The sequence below is a fragment of the Exiguobacterium sp. s80 genome, from assembly GCF_018618725.1.
GTDB lineage: Bacteria > Bacillota > Bacilli > Exiguobacteriales > Exiguobacteriaceae > Exiguobacterium_A > Exiguobacterium_A oxidotolerans.
In genome coordinates this window covers 1-20746 of record NZ_JACSMP010000002.1, presented here as the reverse complement: position 1 = coordinate 20746, position 20746 = coordinate 1, and the positions used below count along the sequence as shown (strand labels likewise).

Sequence of the window (20746 nt, the reverse complement as noted above, 5' to 3'; positions counted from 1 at the left end):
TTAGCGTTCTGCTTTGTAATTAAAAAAGACCGAAGCACCTATTAAGCGCTTCGGTCGTATTTGATAAAACTCATTCTGGTAAGACTTTTTTTAACCGCTTATCAAAATCGCGCCGTGGCATTAAGATGCTTGCCCCGCAACCTTGACATTTGATGCGGATGTCCATGCCGACACGAATGATTTGCCACCGGTTCGTTCCGCATGGATGTTGTTTCTTCATTTCGACATAATCATGGAGATTGTACGTTTTTGGCATCATTGATTTGTTCACCATTCCCTTGATCTGTAGTGTTCATCATGACCATATGCGGGTACGGAATCTGGATTCCTTCCGCTTCGAGACCTTGTTTGAATTCTTTACGCATCAAACGGCCCGCTTGAAAATGTTGCATCGGTGGTACTTCTGCCATCATGCGGTACGCAACGCCAGAAGAATCAAGCATTTGGACACCGAGTATTTGAATCGGTTCAACGAACATATCGGCATATTTCTTCGTCGTCGCTTCCGAGATGTCGTTCAGGATCGTCTCGACCCGATCGAGATCCTCTTCATACGGAACTTGGACATCGACTAAGGCAAAACTGTTATCGACCGAGAAGTTCGTCACTTGCAGGATTTGCCCGTTCGGAACGATATGAATCTCGCCCGTCAGACCTTTCAGCTTCGTCGTCCGAATACCAAGCTCGATGACAATCCCTTCAATCACGCCGACGCGGACATAATCACCGACTTTGAACTGCCGTTCGAAGATGATGAAGGCACCTGTGATGATATCTTGAACCAGGTTTTTCGCACCAAACGAAATGGCGAGACCGGCAATCCCTGCACTGGCGACGAGCCCTGTGATGTTGATTCCGAATTGACTGAGCACGGTCAGTAACATGACAATTCCGAGGACGTAGCGAATCGCATTTTGTAACAATTTGAGTAACGTCTCGTTTTGTCGTTGCGCTAAATAATCATGCTCGTTGATTTTTCGAATCGTAAACAAACGGGCGACTGCTCCCGTCATGATCCGTGTCAGGATATAAAATCCGGCAATGATGATTAACGCAATTGTCACCTTGAGTCCAAACCGAATCCACATTTCTGTGTCCGTCACTTGCGCAATTAACTTATCGACCTGGGCGACTGATTCTTTCACATCTTGATTGGTAGCCATTCTCTTCATCCTTTCATTTCTCTCTATTACGACAGTATACGTGATTTTAAATCAGTTTCAACTTAAAGAACCGATTTCGACGTTAGTTTTCTTGAAAAACCGGGAAAGGAAAATCATTACAGAACACCTTCACTCTCGCCAATACACCATGACGTAGACACCTAGAGAAGAAAGGATGATCTAGAGATGAACTTCCGCTTTCATTCACATGAGCCAAAGCCCTATTCTTTCTTTTTAGAGCATACAGAGCCGTTTGCGAAAGAACGATTAGCTGAACAATTACACGAGCAAGTCGCTGCGACGAAAGAAACACGTCCTGTCGTTCTCGTTTGTATCGGTTCCGATCGTTCGACGGGGGATTCCCTCGGTCCACTCGTCGGTACATTTCTCGAAAAATCCCGTCCCGCTCATATGCATGTGTATGGCACATTAGCCAAACCGGTTCATGCCTTAAATTTAGCTGAAACACTTCACTCGATTCAAACGACCCATTACAAACCACTCGTCATCGCCATCGATGCTTGTCTCGGACGCTTATCGAGCGTCGGTCATGTCTTTTTCTCGGAAGGTCCTCTCGCACCCGGAGCCGGTGTCCAAAAAGAATTGCCTGCTGTTGGTGACTTCAACATCAAAGCCGTCGTCAACGTCAGTGGATTCATGGAAATGATGATTTTGCAAAATACCCGACTCCATCTCGTCTATGAATTAGCTGAACTTGTTGCCGACAGCTTCGCCTTACTCGATGCGAAACTGGCAGCGGAAACAAAACGAACGACGATTTCCTTTACGCCCCGTTCAATCTAAACAGCACACACTACAATTAAAATAAGGACAAGCGAATCCTTACGACTCGCTTGTCCTTATTTTTTGTCATTCTTCTTCCGGCAACAAAATCTCAAGTATCCGAGTTAAATCCTCTTCGTCCATAAAATCGATTTCTAGTTTCCCTGCCTGCTTCGTCGTCTTGATTCGAACACTGGCCCCGATCCGCTCCCGTAACGCGTCTTCAATAAAATGAAGTTCAGTCGTCTGTTCAGAAACATGCCGCTTTTGCTTACGTTCGCGGAGCTCTTGCTCAAGACGACGGACATTCCAATTCTCCGTGATGACGCGTTCCGCCATCCGCTCGATTTTTTGCGGGTTTTTTAAAGCGAGCAAGGCACGTGCATGCCCCATCGATAAACGTTCTTCCATGACTGCTTGTTGGACGAGTGGCGGTAACTGCAACAAGCGTAGACTGTTCGTGATGTGCGAACGGCTTTTTCCGACACGGCTCGCAAGTTCTGCTTGCGTCACCTCAAACTCTTCCAACATTTCGGCATACGCCATCGCTTCTTCAATCGCACTTAAATCAGCGCGCTGAATGTTTTCAATCAAGGCAAGCTCCATCATCCGCGTATCATTGGCCTCGATGATTAAGACGGGTACATGAACGAATCCGACTTGTTTTGCTGCCTGATACCGGCGTTCCCCGGCGACGATTTCGTAAAATCCATCACGTGGTCGAACGACGATCGGTTGAATCATCCCGTGCTGCCGTAAAGAATGTGCTAATTCTTGTAATGCTTTTTCATTAAACTGTTTGCGCGGCTGACCTGGATTCGGTCGAATCGCCCGCAGGGGTATCTCATTCACATAAATCTCTCCTAAACGTAGCGGAAGGCACGACCGCAGTTTACGGACGTGCCTTCACGATGCGAATTCGCACCTCGACATATTCTTCACAATCTACTTCTTCTTTTTCGACGGTCAATCCTGTCCGCTCAATCATGTCGACTGAATCACGTAGTGTATTCAACGCAATCCGTGTATCCCGTGCAAAACTTTTATGTCGCTTCTTCGGCTTTTTCGGTGTCAGTAGACGCTCGACACGCTGTTCCGTTTCTTTGACATTCCATTCGCGTTCCATGATTTCCGCTAAGACTGAGATTTGAAGATCTGCATCCTTTAAAGGCAACAAGGCGCGCGCGTGACGTTCCGTGATTGTCCGTTGCTTCAATGCCTCGCGAATTTCAGCTGGCAAACGCAACAGACGTAACTTGTTCGCAATCGTCGACTGACTGCGTCCTAGTTTACGTGCTAAGACTTCTTGCGTAATGTGTTGCATCGCAAGCAATCGTTCATATGCTTCTGCTTCTTCGATTGGAGTCAGTTCTTCCCGTTGTAGATTCTCAATCAATGCGAGTGCAGCTGTCGTTTCATCGGTCATTTCCTTGATAATTGCGGGAATCGTTTCCCACCCAAGTGATTGAACCGCTCGAAAACGACGCTCACCTGCGATGATTTCATAACCTAGCCCCTGTTTTCGTACTACGATTGGCTGTAGTAACCCATGTTCTTCAATCGTCATCGCCAATTCTTCAATCCGCTCCCCATCAAAAATCGTTCGGGGTTGGAATTGATTGGCAACAAGCTCTGTCAGCTTTAGCTCCTGAAGCGTGTCTCGGGGATCAAGCTCAAGCGGGACAGGCTGTCCCCCTTTACCAAGCAGTTTAGCAATTGCATTTTTCACGTTCGCGCACCTCACCTTTATCAGTCATCGTTTCACGTGAAACGGTGTTTAACTCAGTGGATCTTTAGCCGGTGTTCCCGCCTTACGCGGATATTTCCCGGGTGTTAATCGTTTTTTATCTACAATAACGATATTACGCTCACTTTCCTCACCTGGCAATTGGAACTGGAAACTTTCCCGTAAATTACCACCAAGTACTTTGAGTGCCGTTGCGCCTTCTTCTAACTCTTGCCCTAACTTCGCTGCCTTCAAGGCAACAAATTGTCCGCCGACTTTCGCGAGTGGCAAACAGTATTCTGCAAGGACTGACATGCGGGCGACGGCGCGTGCCGTCACGACATCAAAGTGTTCCCGGAACTGTTTGTTTTTACCGAACTCTTCGGCCCGACCATGATGGAACGCGACACCTTCAAGTTCAAGTTCTGTCGCGAGCATGTTCAAGAAGCCGATTCGTTTATTCAGTGAATCGATGATCGTGACTTTTAAGTGCGGGAACATGATTTTAATCGGGAGGCTCGGGAAACCGGCACCGGCTCCGACATCACAAACGGTTTCGACTTCTGTGAAATCAAAGTAGAAAGCCGCTGTGATCGAATCATAAAAGTGTTTCAAGTAAACATCTTCTTTATCCGTGATCGCCGTCAGGTTCATTTTTTCATTCCATTCGACGAGCAGTTCATAGTAGCGTTTGAACTGGTGTAATTGTTGTTCTGAGACGTCGAGACCTTGCTCGGCTAAAGCCGTTACGAATTGCTGTTCGTTCATGTTATCACTCCGCAGTCAATGCGTATTGGCCTTGCTCGATATAAATTAGCAAAATCGAGATATCTGACGGGTTAACCCCAGAAATCCGTGATGCTTGTCCAATCGAGAGCGGACGCACTTGGTTTAGTTTCTGTTTTGCTTCAATCGCGAGACCATTGATGACATCGTAATCGAGTCGATCCGGAATTCGTTTTTGTTCCATCCGCATCATACGTTCGACTTGGTCGAGTTGTTTGTCGATATAACCTGCGTACTTGACTTGGATTTCGACTTGCTCGGCCGCTTCCGCTGACAATGCGACAGGTGGCTCTGTCATGTCTGCAATCATTGCGTACGTGATTTCCGGACGTTTCAATAACGTAATTGCGTGCAACGCTTCTTTCAACGGTGAGACACCGATTGCTGTCAGTTTTTCGTTGACGTCTGGTGTCGCTTTGATGACGACTTTTTCAAGACGTTTCATTTCGCGACTGATTTCGTCTTTTTTCAGTTCGAGTTTCGCATGACGCGTGTCATTGATCAGACCGAGTTCATGCCCGATTTCAGATAAGCGAAGATCGGCATTGTCATGACGGAGTAAGAGACGGTATTCAGCACGTGACGTCAAGAGGCGATACGGTTCGTTCGTCCCTTTTGTGACGAGATCATCAATCATGACACCGATATACCCTTGCGAACGCGACAAAATCAATGGCTCTTTGCCTTGAACTTTAAGCGACGCATTGATTCCAGCCATGATGCCTTGTCCGGCAGCTTCTTCGTAGCCGCTCGTACCGTTAATTTGTCCTGCTGTGAATAACCCTTCGACCCGTTTCGTTTCAAGTGTCGGCCACAGTTGTGTCGGAATGACCGCATCGTATTCGATTGCATAACCGGGACGCATCATTTCTGATTTTTCAAGACCGGGAATCGAACGTAAGATATCATGTTGGACATCTTCCGGTAAGCTTGTTGATAACCCTTGGACATAGACTTCTTCCGTATCGCGACCTTCCGGCTCGAGGAAGATTTGGTGACGCGGTTTATCATTGAACCGGACGACTTTGTCCTCGATTGAAGGACAGTAGCGTGGGCCTGTTCCTTTAATCATGCCTGAGAACATCGGTGAACGGTGTAAGTTCGCGTCAATCAATTGGTGTGTGTACTCTGTCGTATACGTTAACCAACATGGAATCTGCTCCGTGATCATCTGAGTCGTTTCATGGCTGAACGGTAAAGCAACCGCATCCCCTGGTTGGATTTCGGTTTTTGAATAATCAATTGTTTTTCCATCGATTCGGGGTGGTGTCCCTGTTTTGAAGCGCGCGAGCTCGAACCCGAGTTCCTCGAGATGCTTCGATAGGTTGACGGACGGCATCTGATTGTTCGGACCACTCTCGTATGAGAGTTCGCCGATGATGATTTTCCCACGCATGAACGTTCCTGTCGTAATGACGACAGCATTCGCCCGGTACTCTGCTCCCGTATTCGTCACGACACCGACACAGCGTCCATCTTCAATCAATAGACGTTCGACGAGTGCTTGACGTAACAAGAGGTTCGGTTCATCCTCAAGGGCTTTTTTCATTCGATTTTGATACTCAAATTTATCTGCCTGCGCCCGGAGTGCACGGACGGCCGGACCTTTTGATGTATTGAGCATTTTCATTTGGATATAAGTCGCGTCGATCGCCCGTGCCATCTCGCCACCTAATGCATCAATTTCCCGGACGACAATCCCTTTTGCGGGACCACCAATCGACGGGTTACAGTACATGAATCCGACCATGTCGGGATTCATCGTTAACATCACCGTTTTCGAACCCATTCGCGCTGATGCGAGTGACGCTTCGATTCCAGCATGTCCGGCTCCGACGACGATGACGTCGAATTCACCTGCTTGATAAGCCATAATTTCGGTTCCTCCTTTTATGAATCAACAACCTGACAGTGCAATTATTTCCCTAAACAAAACTGGGAGAAAAGTTTATCGAGTAGACTATCTTGCGCCGTATCCCCATTGATTTCGCCAAGCGTATCCCATGCCCGGCGTAAATCGATTTGGACCATGTCGATCGGCATCGCTGCTTCTGCCGCCCCGAGCGCATCTTCAATCATCTGACTCGCTTGTTTAATCAATTGAATATGACGTGCATTCGAGACGTACGTCATGTCTTGGCTTTCAACACCTTGTTCGAAGAAGAGGGCTGCGATTGCTGCTTCGAGGTCGTTGACGCCTGCTTCTTCAAGCAAGGATGTCGTGACGACCGGGCGTCCTGCAGCCAGTTCTTCAACACGTGTTAAGTCGATTTGTTGCGCAAGGTCACTCTTGTTGACGATGATGATCGCGTTCATATCGCGAATCGCTTCAAACAACAAAATATCTTCTTGCGTCAATTCGTCATTCCCGTTTAAGACGAGTAAAATCAAATCCGCCGAATTGAGTGCCTGGCGTGATTTTTCGACACCCATTCGTTCGACGATATCTTCCGTTTCCCGAATCCCTGCCGTATCGATCAACTTGAGCGGTACACCGCGGACATTCACATATTCCTCAATCGTATCACGGGTCGTCCCTGCGATATCCGTGACGATTGCTTTTGCTTCTTGCACCAATGTGTTGAGCAAAGATGATTTCCCGACGTTCGGTCGCCCGATGATTGCTGTCGACAGGCCTTCACGTAGAATTTTTCCTTGGCGCGCCGTCCGGAGCAGTTCCGTCAGGATGCGGCGGACTTCCCCAGCATCTTTTTGGACGATTTGTTGCGTCATTTCTTCCGCATCGTATTCCGGGTAGTCGATGTTGACTTCAATCGAAGCGATCGTCTGTAACAGCTGTTCGCGCAATTCTTGGACAAGCTTCGAGAGCCGCCCTTCGATTTGACCGATTGCAACCGTCATCGCCCGGTCCGTTTTCGCACGGATTAAGTCCATCACGGCTTCAGCTTGTGATAAGTCGATGCGCCCGTTCAAAAAGGCGCGTTTCGTGAATTCACCTGGTTCTGCTAGACGAACATCAGGTTGTGCCAGAATGAGTTCGAGTACACGATTGACCGCGACGACTCCACCATGGCAATTCAATTCGACGACATCTTCGCGCGTAAACGTCTTCGGCGCCCGCATGACACTGACCATTACTTCATCGACGACCTGCTCCGTCTCGTGGTCGACTAATTTCCCGTAATGAATCGTGTGGGTTGGTACTTCCGTTAACTGACTCGCACCTCGGTACACTCGGTTTGCCGTTGCTACTGCTTGCGGACCTGATAAGCGGACGATTGCAATCGCCCCTTCGCCCATCGGTGTCGAAATCGCGGCTATCGTATCAAATTCCATCATTCGTCATTCACACCTCGTTTTCTTCTATCGTTTCTATGATTAATTGATGAGTTAGTTATAAATGGGTATAACGTGACAACTATACACGAAAATGACTCAAAGAAAAAGAGCGACACTCTGTAAAAACGGAGTATCGCCCTCATTTGTGATTAACGTTTCTTTTTCGGCTTTTTCGGAGCAGGAGCTGCTTCGGCCGCTTCTTTTTCACGTTTTGAAGCAATCGTTGCTTCAGTCTGTAATTTGATCTTCTCACGCATCGGCTTCATGATCACGATCGTCACGATGATCGAGAAGATATAACCAACGACCCAGTAAAGTGACAAGGCAGAGGGTAACGTCACACCCATGACGAAGATCATGACCGGGAAGATGTACAACATGATTTTCATCTGCGGATTATCTTCTTGCCCTGCCATCGAGAGTTTCTGTTGCAGGTACGTAAAGACCGCTGAAAGAATCGGTAAGATAAAATATGGATCTGGCTTTCCAAGATCGAACCAAAGGAACGTATGCTTGAAAATATCCGGCGTGTAAATGATTGCGTTATAGAAGGCAATCAGGATTGGCATTTGAATTAAGATCGGTAAACAACCTGCAAGTGGATTGACGTTATGCTCCTGATAAAGCTTCATCATTTCCTGTTGCAATTTCTGTTGTGTTTCCTGATCTTTTGAACTGTATTTCTCACGCAGTTTCATCATTTCTGGCTGGATGACTTGCATACCACCCATACTCTTCGTCTGTTTAATCATCAACGGTAAAATGACGAGACGAACAATCAATGTCGTAATCACGATTGCAATCCCGTAATCCCCGTTAAAGTATTCTGCAATTTTTCCAATCAACCAAGCCATCGGCCAAACAAAATAATGTTTCCAGAAACCTTCTGTGTCAGCAGTAATCGGTTCACCTGTTCCGTATGTTCCAGGTGTACAACCCGATAGAACAACCGCGAGTACTGACATCAGTCCAAGTGTCAACCAAATCTTAGTTCTCTTGTTCATAATTCCTCCTAATGATGTTTACCCTTTGTCGGTCAGACTCCTTCTATAGATAGAATCAGGAAAGACCGTTACAAATCAAACAGAATATATTACGTATTTATTTAACTTGCCGCTTCCAGACGCCGGAACGCTTTAATACATGCCGCAAACTATCTGCGACTTCTTGCGCAGTCATCTTCGCAGCTGGATTGCGGGCGATGATTACAAGATCATAATCTGGTGCAATCGAAGCTTCATGTAACAAAAATGCTTCACGAAGGTACCGTTTTACCTGATTACGTACGACAGCATTTCCGATTTTCTTACTCACTGATAAACCAATCCGAAAATGAGCTTGCTGGTCTTTTTTTAGTGCGTATACGACAAATTGCCGATTGGCGACAGAGGCTCCTCGAGTAAACACCGCTTGGAACTCCTTGTCTTTCTTGACGCGGTATTCCTTCTTCACCTTGATCACACTCCATCCTGACATCACGAAAATTCGTCGTCTTTCATCATATCATAGAATAATCCTGCTTCGCGAGAGGGGGTTGTGACAAAAGCACGAACACCCTTAAAAAAAAGCAAAAAAAAGATCACCTCAGGCATCGCCAGAAGTGATCTCATCATCGCTCGATTATACAGTCAAGGCTTTGCGGCCTTTAAGACGGCGAGCAGCCAAGATCCGGCGGCCACTCTTCGTTGCCATGCGAGCACGGAATCCGTGAACTTTTTTGCGCTTACGGTTGTTTGGGTTGAAAGTTGGTTTCATTTTAGTCTGCACCTCCTTTAAAAATTACTCTATTAAAAAACATCGTTTTCTACTTTAAGGCAGTCTTGTACATTATATAAATCAAAAGGGACCTTGTCAATGAAAGTTCGTAAGAATTATCTCGTTCGATTCTATACGATTCGTTACGATAGAAATCTGGATGAGGGTTCGTATTACAAGATAGGAATCCGATCTGCATGAACACTAGGAAATTCCCCAAATTAAAACTATCCACAGACTTATCCACACTATCCACACTTTCCGTGGATAACTCTTCACTTTGTCTACAATAGTATTTTTTAAAATCAACGTCAAGGTTTGATTTTCGACTCGATTCTCCAACTATTTTTGATTTTGTGTATAACTATTTTTTTACGCTTCCTCTTTCAAAAAGTTATGCACACGTTATCCACACCTTATCCACACTATCCACAGCCTGTGGGTAACTACCTGTGTATATCTTTATTTACTTGTGGATAAATCACTCTAGGCATTGCCAGGGCTCATTTCATTTGATACACTAATTGTGCATAACAACGACACTAACCAAATTGAATTTTCAAGTTATACACACCCTGTGGATAACTTTATACACAGTTTTACTTGCCTGTGGATAACGTTATCCACAGTTTTTATGTTGTGGGGATAAGTCGAGTTTCTTCATTAACTTTGTCCTGTGCATAAACCTGTGTATAGTTTTTTATATCATGATAGAAAAAGGGGGGTATTTATGAAAAACGCTGCCGAACTTTGGCATAATGTATTGTCTGTGATCGAGGAAGAAGAACGGACACCTAAGGCAAGTTATGACATGTGGTTAAAATCCACTGAAGGCGTCACGCTGAATGGAACGACATTGATCATCTCAGCACCAGCTGCATTTACCGTTACTTGGCTGGAACGTCAATACTTATCGTTACTCGAAGATACGGTTGAAGAAGTGACAGGGAGTCGACTTGATATTCAATTTATCGAGGAAGGCCAAGCAAAGAAGATGCTCGATCGTCAAAATGAGGAAGCGTCTGAGACGGTACCACCGTCTAAAACATCAAATCGTGCACAATCGTCACGAAAACCGACCGATGAGCTGGTCATGAGTGAACTCGGTCAATTGAATACAAAATACACGTTCGATACGTTTGTCATTGGATCAGGTAACCGTTTTGCCCATGCCGCTTCCTTGGCTGTAGCAGAAGCACCTGCAAAAGCCTATAATCCTTTATTCATCTATGGAGGAGTCGGACTTGGTAAAACCCATTTGATGCACGCGATTGGCCAGTACGTCCAAGATCAAAACCTTGGGACGCGGATTGCCTATGTCTCCTCGGAACGTTTTACAAATGACTTCATTAACTCGATTCGGGACAATAAAACCGTTGAGTTTCGGAACAAATACCGGAATATCGATGTTCTATTAATAGATGACATTCAATTTCTCGCAGGAAAAGAACAGACGCAAGAGGAGTTTTTCCACACATTCAATGCCCTGCACAATGATCAAAAACAAATCATCATCTCGAGTGATCGACCACCAAAAGAAATTCCGACACTTGAAGATCGGCTTCGCTCTAGGTTCGAGTGGGGATTGATAACAGACATCACACCTCCTGACCTTGAGACACGGATTGCGATTTTGCGGAAAAAAGCCAATGCCGAGCAACTTGATGTTTCTAATGAAGTCATGCTCTATATCGCGAGTCAAATCGACACGAACATCCGCGAGCTCGAAGGGGCGCTGACGCGTGTCATCGCTTATGCGAACCTGGTCGGACGGACGATTGACCCGAATGTTGCGGCAGAAGCGCTGCATAACATCATGCCGGTCACGGAGCCGCGAAAAGTCACAATCCGCGATATCCAGGAGTCCGTCAGTAAACACTTCAACTTACCGTTTGACGACTTAAAGGCTAAAAAACGAACAAAATCGATTGCCTTTCCCCGCCAGATCGCGATGTACCTCTCGCGAGAGATGACGGAAAGCTCTTTACCGAAGATTGGTGAGGAATTTGGTGGACGGGATCACACGACAGTCATCCATGCACATGAGAAAATCAGTATGCTCGTTAAATCGGATGGAGAAACAGGAAAAGTCATCGAACAAATTAAGCATGAATTGAAACATTCCTGAACCTGTGGATAAGCTGTGGATAAAAGAGGCTAGTTATCCACAAGTTATCCACACGCACTTTGGCTCTATACCAAGTTATCCACCGACTTATCCACACTATCCACAGCCCCTAATACTATTATTAAAAAAATATATTATTATGTTATGATGATGTAACGCCCATTTTGAGAGGAGCTTAACGACAATATGCATATTACAATTCAACGCGATACTTTAATCCAAGCCATCCAGGACGTAGCGAAAGCTGTCTCATCAAGAACGACGATTCCAATCTTAACGGGAATCAAACTTGAAGCGCATGGTGACGGAATGACGTTAACAGGAAGCGATACCGAGATTTCAATTGAACGGACAATCTATGCGGAAGAGAATGGTACTTCTTATGTAACCGTCCACCGCGCCGGTAGTGTCGTCCTCAATGCCCGTTTCTTTGGTGATATCGTTAAAAAGTTACCAACAGACGAAGTCATCATCGAAGTCTCTCCAAACTTCATGACACGGATTCAATCCGGGACAGCTGAATTTCATCTGAACGGTCTTGATTCAGACGAGTTTCCGCGTCTTCCACAAGTCGATGGGGGACAACAGTTCCGTTTACCCGCAGATTTATTACGTTCAATGATCCGTCAGACGAGTTTTGCCGTCGCGGTCCAAGAAACACGTCCTGTTTTGACAGGGGTTAACTTCTCAGCAGATAAAGGCATTTTGACATGCGTATCGACGGATAGTCATCGCCTTGCACTACGTCGGGCACAGTTTGAGACAGAGAACGAGATTTCGTTCCAAAATGTCATCGTGCCGGGTAAGAGCTTAAACGAATTATCGAAACTGTTAGGTGATGGTCATGTCGATGTCACGATCACGAACCAGCAAATCCTCTTTAAAATGAAACATGTCCTATTCTTCTCTCGCTTACTCGACGGGAACTATCCGGATACGTCGCGTTTAATTCCGGAAGAGTACCGGACTGCTGTCCGTATGAATGCGAAGGAATTGCTTCAGGCAATCGACCGGGCATCACTTCTTGCACGTGAAGACCGCAACAACGTCATCAAGTTCGCAGCAGAAGGTACGACAGCTGTCGAAATTTCATCGCACTCACCAGAAGTTGGGAAAGTTTCGGAACAAGTGAGCATCTTGTCGCTTGAAGGCGAAGAGCTGAAGATTTCTTTCAACTCGAAATACATGATGGATGCCTTAAAAGCACTCGATGCGACGGATATTGAAATTCAATTCACGGGATCGATTCGACCATTCATTCTCCATCCGGTCGACCAAGATAACGTCTTGCAATTGATTTTACCTGTCCGTACGGCTTGATTCCCTCCCCGAGAAACCGACTTGGTTTCTTGGGTTTTTTTTGTAATCCGTATATATGTTCGTTCATTTTGCTAAATCATGAGTTTTTTAGTACAATAAAGAGTATGTCATTTATAATATGTAGGTAGGAGGAGTCAATCCATGAATCAAATCAAAATCACGTCGGAATATGTCACATTAGGTCAGTTCTTGAAGCTGTCTGATATTATCTCGAGCGGAGGACAAGCAAAACCATTTCTAGCGGAGGTACCTATTCTCGTCAACGGTGAGGTCGATCAGCGACGTGGTCGTAAGTTGCGGGATGGAGATGTTATTGACGTAGAAGACTACGGTCAATTCGTCATCAAGAACGAGGCGAACTAACGTGCGACTAGATTCGGTACGACTCAGTCATTATCGCAACTATGAGTCGCTGGAATTGTTCTTTTCTGAAAAGACGAACGTCTTAATCGGGGAAAATGCTCAAGGCAAGACGAACTTGCTCGAAGCGATCCACGTATTGGCGCTCGCGAAATCGCACCGGACGACACACGATAAGGAACTGATCCAGTGGGATGCGGAAGCAGCGCGCGTCGAAGGACGTGTCATGAAGCGGATGGGTCCCCATTCGCAGGAAATCCAGATTTCGAGTCGTGGGAAAAAGGCGAAGCTCAATCATCTCGAACAGCGGCGCCTCAGTGATTATATCGGGGCGCTCAATATCGTGTTGTTCGCACCAGAGGATTTGCACATCGTCAAAGGCAGTCCACAAGTACGGCGTCGCTTTTTAGATATGGAGATTGGTCAAGTCAGTCCGGTCTACCTGCATGAATTAAGTCAATACCTGAAAGTGTTGAAACAACGAAATGCGTTGTTGAAGCAGTTGTCAATTAAAGGGGGGGACGAGACGTTCCTCGACATTTTGACGGAACAGATGATTACGCTTGCCGTTAAAATCGTTCAACGCCGTCATCATTTCATTGCCCAGCTCGAAAAGTGGGCGCGACCGATTCATGATGGAATCAGTCGTGGACAGGAAGAACTCGTTCTACGCTATCGATCCGATACATTTAGTGATGATTCGCTGGATGTCGAAGGAATGACTGCTTCTTATACGCAGAAGTTTGGTAAAATAAAAGAAAATGAAATTAGACGAGGCGTGACGTTATTTGGTCCACACCGTGATGACTTCGAAATGGAGGTCAATGGACGAAATGTCCAGACATACGGTTCACAAGGACAGCAACGGACGGCTGCGCTCTCGTTGAAGCTAGCAGAGATTGAGTTGATTCATGAGGAGGTTGGGGAATACCCGCTACTTCTTCTAGACGATGTGTTATCGGAACTCGATGATCATCGTCAAACCCATTTACTCGATACGATGCAACAAAAGGTTCAGACGATCCTGACGACGACGAGTGTCGAGGGAATCGCACATGAAACGATTAGACAAGCGAAGTTGTTCCACGTGAAACAAGGAGCAGTTATTTTGGAAGAGACATCCTATAAAGAAACAGTAGGTGAGAAAACCGATGAGTAATCATGAAGATATGGAATTGGAACAAGGGTACGGTGCCGATCAGATTCAGGTACTTGAAGGTCTTGAAGCCGTTCGAAAACGTCCAGGTATGTATATTGGATCAACCGCGTCGAAAGGGCTCCACCATTTAGTTTGGGAAATCGTCGATAACTCGATTGATGAAGCACTGGCTGGATACTGTGACACGATTAAAGTCACGATTGAACCAGGGAACTCGATTCTAGTTGAGGATAACGGTCGGGGGATTCCGATTGATATTCAAGAAAAAATGGGACGTCCTGCAGTCGAAGTCATTTTAACGGTCCTCCATGCCGGCGGTAAGTTTGGTGGCGGAGGCTACAAAGTATCAGGTGGTCTTCACGGTGTCGGGGCTTCGGTCGTCAATGCGTTGTCGACGAAGCTTGAAGTATTCGTTAAGCGGAACGAGAAGCTCTATTATCAATCGTATCATCGTGGTGTTCCAACACAAGATCTCGAAATCATCGGGACTTCAGAAGAGACAGGGACAATGATTCGTTTCTTCCCGGACAGTGAAATCTTCCAGGAAACACTCGAATACGATTACGATTTACTTGCGACACGTTTACGTGAACTCGCTTTCTTGAATAAAGGTCTGAACATCGTCATTACGGACGATCGTGCAGAAGAACCGATTACGCGGCACTTCCATTACGAAGGTGGGATCAAGTCGTACGTTGAACACTTGAACCGCTCGAAAGAAGTTGTTCACCCGGAACCGGTCTACGTCCACGGAACGAAGCATGGCATCGAAGTCGAAGTTGCGCTTCAATACAACGATGGCTTTGCAGCCAACATTTATTCGTTTACGAACAACATTCCGACGCATGAAGGCGGTACGCATGAAACGGGCTTTAAGACGGCGTTGACGCGTGTCATCAATGACTATGCGAAGAAGTTCGGTTTGATGAAAGAAGCAGACGGTACGTTGTCCGGAGAAGACGTCCGTGAAGGAATGACGGCAATCGTCTCGATCAAACACCCGAACCCCCAATTCGAAGGACAAACGAAAACGAAGCTCGGTAACTCGGATGCTCGAACAGCGACCGATACGTTATTCTCTTCCATCTTTGAACAGTTCATGATGGAAAACCCGACGAATGCTCGTGCAATCGTCGAAAAAGGAATGATGGCCTCGCGTGCCCGGATGGCAGCGAAACGCGCGCGTGAATTGACACGTCGTAAAGGTGTCCTTGAAGTAAGTTCACTTCCTGGTAAATTGGCCGACTGTTCATCGCGGGATGCAACGATTTCAGAAATTTATATCGTTGAGGGTGACTCAGCGGGTGGTTCTGCGAAATCAGGTCGTGACCGTCACTTCCAAGCGATTTTACCGATCCGTGGTAAAATTTTGAACGTTGAAAAAGCCCGTCTCGATAAAATTCTCGGCAGTAACGAGATCCGGACGATCATTACCGCACTCGGAACGAGTATCGGTTCAGAATTCAACATCGAAAAAGCACGGTATCATAAAGTCATCATCATGACCGATGCCGACGTCGATGGTGCCCACATCCGGACACTCCTGTTGACGTTCTTCTACCGGTATATGCGTCCGCTCGTCGAGCATGGTTATGTCTATATCGCACAACCGCCGCTATACGGAATCAAGCAAGGGAAAAACATCACGTATGTTCATAACGAACGTGAGCTGAACGAGGCCTTAGCCGCACTTCCAGAAAACGCGCGTTACGACATTCAGCGTTACAAAGGTCTCGGTGAGATGGATCCAGAGCAACTTTGGGAAACGACGATGGATCCGAGTGGTCGTCAAATGCTTCGGGTTGAACTTCAAGATGCCATCGAAGCGGATGAAGTATTCGATATCTTGATGGGAGATCAGGTAGAACCACGTCGTGACTTTATCCAGTCGCACGCGCATTACGTGAAGAACTTGGATATTTAACGTTGAATAGAGAGGGTGGCCAGACGAATGTCCGATCAACAAGGAATCATTAAAGATATAAATATTAGTCAAGAAATGCGTACATCCTTCATGGATTACGCGATGAGCGTCATCGTCGCACGTGCACTTCCTGACGTACGTGACGGTCTGAAGCCAGGACATCGTCGTATTCTTTATGCGATGAACGATCTCGGTATCCGCGCAGATAAGCCACATAAAAAATCTGCCCGTATCGTCGGTGAAGTTATCGGTAAGTACCACCCACACGGTGATTCTGCTGTTTACGACACGATGGTTCGGATGGCACAGGACTTCAGCTACCGGTATGAGCTCGTGGATGGACACGGAAACTTCGGTTCTGTCGACGGCGACTCTGCCGCTGCAATGCGATATACGGAAGCCCGTATGTCAAAAATCGCGATGGAAATCGTTCGCGATATCAATAAAAATACCGTTGATTTCAAAGATAACTATGATGGATCAGAGCGCGAACCAGAAGTCTTACCGTCGCGTTTTCCGAACTTGCTCGTCAATGGATCAAGCGGGATCGCGGTCGGGATGGCAACAAACATTCCGCCGCACCAATTAGGTGAAGTCATCGATGGCGTACTTGCGCTAACGCATAACCCGGAGATTACGATTTCCGAGTTGATGCAACACATTCCAGGTCCTGATTTCCCGACAGCCGGTGAAATCTTAGGTCGGAGCGGGATTCGCCGTGCCTATGAAACGGGACGTGGGTCAATCATCGTTCGTGCGAAAGCAGAAATCGAACAAGCTAAAAAAGACCGCGAACGGATCATCGTGACGGAACTGCCATATCAAGTCAACAAGGCGCGTCTCGTAGAAAAAATCGCCGATCTCGTCCGTGAGAAGAAAATTGAAGGCATTACGGACTTACGTGACGAATCCGATCGTCGTGGTATGCGGATCGTCATGGAAATTCGTCGTGATGCGAACGCAAGTGTCATCCTAAATAACTTATATAAACAGACATCGATGCAAACGACGTTTGGTGTCAACATGCTTGCGATCGTGGGTGGTCGTCCGAAAACGCTGACACTCAAAGAGATGCTCTATCATTACCTCGAGCACCAAAAAGAAATCGTCCGTCGCCGGACACAGTTCGACCTTGAGAAGGCGGAAGCACGGGAACATCTTCTTGCGGGTCTTCGCATCGCACTCGATCACTTGGATGAAGTCATCAAAATCATCCGAGCGAACCGAACGGCTGATGCGGCACGCGAACAGTTGATGGATCGGTTTGCTTTGTCTGAGAAACAATCGCAAGCGATTCTTGATATGCGTCTTCAACGTCTAACAGGACTCGAACGTGAGAAAATCGATGCTGAATATGATGAAATCATGCAGCTGATCACGGAACTCAAAAAAATTCTCGAAAGCGATGAAGAATTGCTTGAATTGATTCGGACGGAACTCGAAGAAGTGAAAGAACGCTTCAACGACAGACGCCGGACTGAAATTCGGATGGACCACATCGAATTCGAAGATGAAGATTTGATTCCTGAAAAAGATATCATCATCACATTGACGAGCAGTGGATACATTAAACGTCTCACGACGGATTCGTATCGTGCACAACGTCGTGGTGGTCGTGGTGTCCAAGGAATCGGTACGAATGATGCGGATTATGTAACACGTCTCTTATCGTGTTCGACGCATGATACGATCCTGTTCTTTACAAACCGCGGGAAAGTCTACCGCATCCGTGGGTATGAAGTACCTGAGATGAGCCGGACTTCAAAAGGTGTGCCGATCATCAACCTGATTCAGATTGAACGGGGTGAAAAGGTCGAGACGATGATTCCAGTTAACTTTAAACGATACCTGGAAGAGCAAAATGTCGTCGAAGAATCCATCATCGAAGCGACAATCGAATCGGATGACGACGTAACACCGGAAGAAGAAGCGGAAGAGGTACTTGATGCAGAAGAAGTCATGCAGGATGAGCAAAAATCATTAATCTTCATGACACGTAAAGGACGCGTTAAACGTTCGCCACTCTCTGCTTATGCTCGGATTAATAAAAACGGTCTGATTGCGATTCGTCTGTTCGAAGACGACGAATTGACATCTGTCCGTCTCGCATCGACAGACGATGAAGTCTTTACCGTTTCAAACCGTGGTAAGGCGATTCGTTTCCCGATCACAAACGTTCGTTCAATGGGACGTGGTGCGCGTGGTGTCAAAGCGATGAAACTAGCAGAAGAAGATATCGTCATCGGCATGGAGCTTGCGCGTGACGAACAAGATGTCCTCGTCATCACGGAAAAAGGATTCGGGAAGCGGACACCAATGACTGAGTTCCGAAGCCAGACGCGTGGTGGTAAAGGATTGATTGCAAGTAAAGTGAACGACCGGATTGGTCAAATCGCTGCCCTACGGATTGTTGACGTCGATGACGACATCATGATCATGACAGAAGGCGGCATCGTCATTCGGACCGATTCACAAAACATTTCACGTGTCGGACGGAACACACAAGGCGTCAAAGTCATCCGGATTGAAGAAGGTGACCGTGTCGCTACCGTCGCGAAACTGAAAAAAGAAGAAAACGAAGAAGCGATCGTTGATGAGCTGTCGACTGTCGTAGACGAAGAAAACGTTTCTCCGGCTGTTGAAGCAGAAACAGTAATCGAAGAAACAGAAGAATAACATCAGTATGGAATAAAGAGGTACAGCAGAGTCGGACGGTAGATGTCCCTACTCTGCTGTTTTTCTACAAATAAAACTGATGAGAGAAAGGGACGAGGTAAGATGCGTATCGCAAGCGAGCGACTCATCATCGGAGATCGGGTAACGGAGTCAGTCTTTTTACATACCGATATACCGATTGTCGAAGCTGGAAAAAAACTAGGGACAGACGAACTAAGACGCCTGAAACGGTTTTTGATTAAGGAAATCGATATTGAGGAACGACCAGAAGGTCTAGTCGAAGAAAGTCAACAAGAGATGGTTCGTCTTCAAGAAGTGAGTGAAAATCCATTCGAACCACTTGTTGGTTCCTATAACCAAGTTTTCACCTCATGGGAACAAGGTTTCACCCCGAATACATATGAAGCTTTGAAATGGGTTAAAAACTCGATGCCAGATACAGTTCGTCGGGAAGACATTTTACCGTTTTTCCTTGAACGGGGAACGGAAGCATATACAGTTCGCCATGCGATTTATCGAGGGGCACTCGCTCAGTTGTTAGCGGAAGCAGTCAGAAAAGAACGAAAGATGATTCAAGACTTATGGACAGCCTCTTACTTTGCAGACTATGGACTTGCACGCATCATGGAGTGGCGACATACAAAACGATATGAAGCGATGCAACAAGAGATTTTCCATCGACATCCGGCGATGGCTTATCAAGCCTTACAAAACGATACGGTCATTTCAGATACGGTCAAACGTTTAATCGTCCAACACCATGAACGTCTAGACGGATCCGGTTACCCATTAAAAGCCACGGGTGATAAAATCATGGATCATACACGTCTTTTCATCGTAGCAGATGTTTTTGCGGCAATGACAAGCTGGCGTCCATACCGGGAGGCTTATACGGCATACGATGCATACGTTCACCTAAAAGCGCGGCCGATGCAGTACGATTCGAAGTACGTTACATTACTCGGACAACTCTTATTGCCGATTGGAATCGGAGATCGTGTTTTGATGAGTAACGGAAAAATTGCAACTGTCGTGCGGAAGAATGTCATCTTTGATCGTCCTGTCATCGTCTATGATGAGCAGAACCAGCAAGTCGTGAAAGACTTAATGGAAGACCGGCAGTTGAACATCATGCAGCTGATGGATTAAAGCAAACTTACTATATAGAAGAAACGCGCAGTTTAATCAGTCTGTAGATCAACTTTTATGAAGAGGGAAGCATTTAGGTGGATCTGCTAGGAATAGGTTAGTTTTCTGTTTGAGCCGTATGTGACAAGTGTCCTGAAAAAGGTGAATGCTAAAAGTCGAAAGGTACGGCTCAAAAACAGGAAGACGTGGCAAAAGCCACTTATACCAACAAAAAATGAAAGTCTAGTCAAAAGCTATAAAACAATTTTTAATGAAATTAAAATTAATTATCAAAAATGCTTGCACAATAATAAATCGCATGGTATATTATTTCATGTCCTAAAGAGGACGCACGCTTGAAACGAACGAAAAAACTTCTTTTAAAAAGTTGTTGACTTATCGTTCCAGACTTGGTATTCTAATTGAGTCGCCAAAACAGGCGCGGACGAACTTTGAAAACTGAACGATGAGGCAAAAAACGTATCTTCGGATACAAACAATGAATGAAGCGCAAGCTTCGTCAACGTGACTTTTAGTC

At 46.1% G+C, this 20746-nt stretch carries 18 protein-coding genes; 8 read left to right on the top strand and 10 right to left on the bottom strand.

Going from position 1 to position 20746, the window contains the following annotated elements; all coding sequences use genetic code 11:
* Positions 1 to 70 precede the first annotated feature (70 nt).
* Both KNP94_RS06665 and KNP94_RS06660 read right to left on the bottom strand, forming a co-directional pair.
* A complete protein-coding gene (locus KNP94_RS06665; RefSeq protein ID WP_012371900.1) occupies positions 71 to 259 on the bottom strand; it encodes a DUF951 domain-containing protein in 189 nt (62 codons plus the stop codon).
* Positions 231 to 1163: a mechanosensitive ion channel family protein gene (locus tag KNP94_RS06660; protein WP_088838299.1), complete on the bottom strand. Its 933-nt coding sequence runs from the start codon at positions 1161 to 1163 to the stop codon at positions 231 to 233. The genes KNP94_RS06665 and KNP94_RS06660 overlap by 29 nt, the downstream gene beginning before the upstream one ends.
* Before the next feature lie 186 nt (positions 1164 to 1349).
* Here KNP94_RS06660 and yyaC point away from each other — a divergent pair, with 186 nt between their 5' ends.
* Positions 1350 to 1967, top strand: a complete 618-nt coding sequence (gene yyaC / locus KNP94_RS06655) for a spore protease YyaC (protein ID WP_029332164.1) — start codon at positions 1350 to 1352, stop codon at positions 1965 to 1967.
* A 66-nt stretch (positions 1968 to 2033) separates the two neighbouring features.
* Here yyaC and KNP94_RS06650 read toward each other — a convergent pair whose 3' ends face one another.
* The 8 genes from KNP94_RS06650 to rpmH form a co-directional block, all read right to left on the bottom strand.
* Positions 2034 to 2798, bottom strand: a complete 765-nt coding sequence (locus tag KNP94_RS06650) for a ParB/RepB/Spo0J family partition protein (RefSeq protein WP_215115464.1) — start codon at positions 2796 to 2798, stop codon at positions 2034 to 2036.
* A gap of 40 nt (positions 2799 to 2838) precedes the next feature.
* The gene (noc, locus tag KNP94_RS06645; protein ID WP_088838302.1) at positions 2839 to 3675 is read right to left on the bottom strand and encodes a nucleoid occlusion protein; all 837 of its coding nucleotides are present in this window, start codon (positions 3673 to 3675) and stop codon (positions 2839 to 2841) included.
* Positions 3676 to 3723: 48 nt separating this feature from the next.
* The gene (gene rsmG / locus KNP94_RS06640) at positions 3724 to 4440 is read right to left on the bottom strand and encodes a 16S rRNA (guanine(527)-N(7))-methyltransferase RsmG (RefSeq protein WP_088838303.1); all 717 of its coding nucleotides are present in this window, start codon (positions 4438 to 4440) and stop codon (positions 3724 to 3726) included.
* 4 nt (positions 4441 to 4444) lie between these two features.
* On the bottom strand, positions 4445 to 6331 hold the full coding sequence (gene mnmG, locus KNP94_RS06635; RefSeq protein ID WP_088838304.1) for a tRNA uridine-5-carboxymethylaminomethyl(34) synthesis enzyme MnmG: 1887 nt from the start codon (positions 6329 to 6331) through the stop codon (positions 4445 to 4447).
* A 44-nt stretch (positions 6332 to 6375) separates the two neighbouring features.
* Complete coding sequence (gene mnmE / locus KNP94_RS06630; RefSeq protein ID WP_305794652.1) at positions 6376 to 7758, bottom strand: tRNA uridine-5-carboxymethylaminomethyl(34) synthesis GTPase MnmE; 1383 nt, start codon at positions 7756 to 7758, stop codon at positions 6376 to 6378.
* Between the two features lie 149 nt (positions 7759 to 7907).
* Positions 7908 to 8762: a membrane protein insertase YidC gene (gene yidC / locus KNP94_RS06625; RefSeq protein WP_029332170.1), complete on the bottom strand. Its 855-nt coding sequence runs from the start codon at positions 8760 to 8762 to the stop codon at positions 7908 to 7910.
* Positions 8763 to 8859: 97 nt separating this feature from the next.
* Positions 8860 to 9210 (bottom strand): ribonuclease P protein component, encoded by a 351-nt coding sequence (gene rnpA / locus KNP94_RS06620; protein WP_029332171.1) that lies wholly within the window; start codon positions 9208 to 9210, stop codon positions 8860 to 8862.
* A 168-nt stretch (positions 9211 to 9378) separates the two neighbouring features.
* Positions 9379 to 9513 carry a 50S ribosomal protein L34 gene (gene rpmH, locus KNP94_RS06615; RefSeq protein ID WP_012371910.1) on the bottom strand — a complete coding sequence of 45 codons (135 nt, stop codon included), beginning with the start codon at positions 9511 to 9513 and terminating at the stop codon, positions 9379 to 9381.
* 730 nt (positions 9514 to 10243) lie between these two features.
* Here rpmH and dnaA point away from each other — a divergent pair.
* The 7 genes from dnaA to KNP94_RS06580 all read left to right on the top strand — a co-directional run bounded on the left by dnaA (position 10244) and on the right by KNP94_RS06580 (position 20229).
* On the top strand, positions 10244 to 11641 hold the full coding sequence (gene dnaA / locus KNP94_RS06610) for a chromosomal replication initiator protein DnaA (RefSeq protein ID WP_029332172.1): 1398 nt from the start codon (positions 10244 to 10246) through the stop codon (positions 11639 to 11641).
* Positions 11642 to 11827: 186 nt separating this feature from the next.
* Positions 11828 to 12961, top strand: coding sequence for a DNA polymerase III subunit beta (gene dnaN, locus KNP94_RS06605; RefSeq protein ID WP_029332173.1), 1134 nt, complete (start codon positions 11828 to 11830; stop codon positions 12959 to 12961).
* Positions 12962 to 13102: 141 nt separating this feature from the next.
* The gene (gene yaaA, locus KNP94_RS06600) at positions 13103 to 13324 is read left to right on the top strand and encodes a S4 domain-containing protein YaaA (RefSeq protein WP_029332174.1); all 222 of its coding nucleotides are present in this window, start codon (positions 13103 to 13105) and stop codon (positions 13322 to 13324) included.
* A gap of 1 nt (position 13325) precedes the next feature.
* Complete coding sequence (gene recF / locus KNP94_RS06595; RefSeq protein WP_029332175.1) at positions 13326 to 14480, top strand: DNA replication/repair protein RecF; 1155 nt, start codon at positions 13326 to 13328, stop codon at positions 14478 to 14480.
* A gap of 10 nt (positions 14481 to 14490) precedes the next feature.
* A complete protein-coding gene (gyrB, locus tag KNP94_RS06590) occupies positions 14491 to 16404 on the top strand; it encodes a DNA topoisomerase (ATP-hydrolyzing) subunit B (protein WP_215115525.1) in 1914 nt (637 codons plus the stop codon).
* Between the two features lie 27 nt (positions 16405 to 16431).
* The gene (gyrA, locus tag KNP94_RS06585) at positions 16432 to 19080 is read left to right on the top strand and encodes a DNA gyrase subunit A (protein WP_215115463.1); all 2649 of its coding nucleotides are present in this window, start codon (positions 16432 to 16434) and stop codon (positions 19078 to 19080) included.
* Between the two features lie 102 nt (positions 19081 to 19182).
* Complete coding sequence (locus KNP94_RS06580) at positions 19183 to 20229, top strand: HD-GYP domain-containing protein (RefSeq protein ID WP_215115462.1); 1047 nt, start codon at positions 19183 to 19185, stop codon at positions 20227 to 20229.
* The last annotated feature ends 517 nt before the right edge of the window (positions 20230 to 20746 follow it).

Coding starts and splice junctions, on each gene's coding strand:
- yidC (WP_029332170.1), bottom strand. CDS start 8,762: ATGAACAAGAGAACTAAGATTTGGTTGACACTTGGACTGATGTCAGTA.
- KNP94_RS06660 (WP_088838299.1), bottom strand. CDS start 1,163: ATGGCTACCAATCAAGATGTGAAAGAATCAGTCGCCCAGGTCGATAAG.
- rpmH (WP_012371910.1), bottom strand. CDS start 9,513: ATGAAACCAACTTTCAACCCAAACAACCGTAAGCGCAAAAAAGTTCAC.
- mnmG (WP_088838304.1), bottom strand. CDS start 6,331: ATGGCTTATCAAGCAGGTGAATTCGACGTCATCGTCGTCGGAGCCGGA.
- KNP94_RS06665 (WP_012371900.1), bottom strand. CDS start 259: ATGATGCCAAAAACGTACAATCTCCATGATTATGTCGAAATGAAGAAA.
- rsmG (WP_088838303.1), bottom strand. CDS start 4,440: ATGAACGAACAGCAATTCGTAACGGCTTTAGCCGAGCAAGGTCTCGAC.
- gyrA (WP_215115463.1), top strand. CDS start 16,432: ATGTCCGATCAACAAGGAATCATTAAAGATATAAATATTAGTCAAGAA.
- KNP94_RS06580 (WP_215115462.1), top strand. CDS start 19,183: ATGCGTATCGCAAGCGAGCGACTCATCATCGGAGATCGGGTAACGGAG.
- dnaN (WP_029332173.1), top strand. CDS start 11,828: ATGCATATTACAATTCAACGCGATACTTTAATCCAAGCCATCCAGGAC.
- mnmE (WP_305794652.1), bottom strand. CDS start 7,758: ATGATGGAATTTGATACGATAGCCGCGATTTCGACACCGATGGGCGAA.
- dnaA (WP_029332172.1), top strand. CDS start 10,244: ATGAAAAACGCTGCCGAACTTTGGCATAATGTATTGTCTGTGATCGAG.
- yyaC (WP_029332164.1), top strand. CDS start 1,350: ATGAACTTCCGCTTTCATTCACATGAGCCAAAGCCCTATTCTTTCTTT.
- gyrB (WP_215115525.1), top strand. CDS start 14,491: ATGGAATTGGAACAAGGGTACGGTGCCGATCAGATTCAGGTACTTGAA.
- yaaA (WP_029332174.1), top strand. CDS start 13,103: ATGAATCAAATCAAAATCACGTCGGAATATGTCACATTAGGTCAGTTC.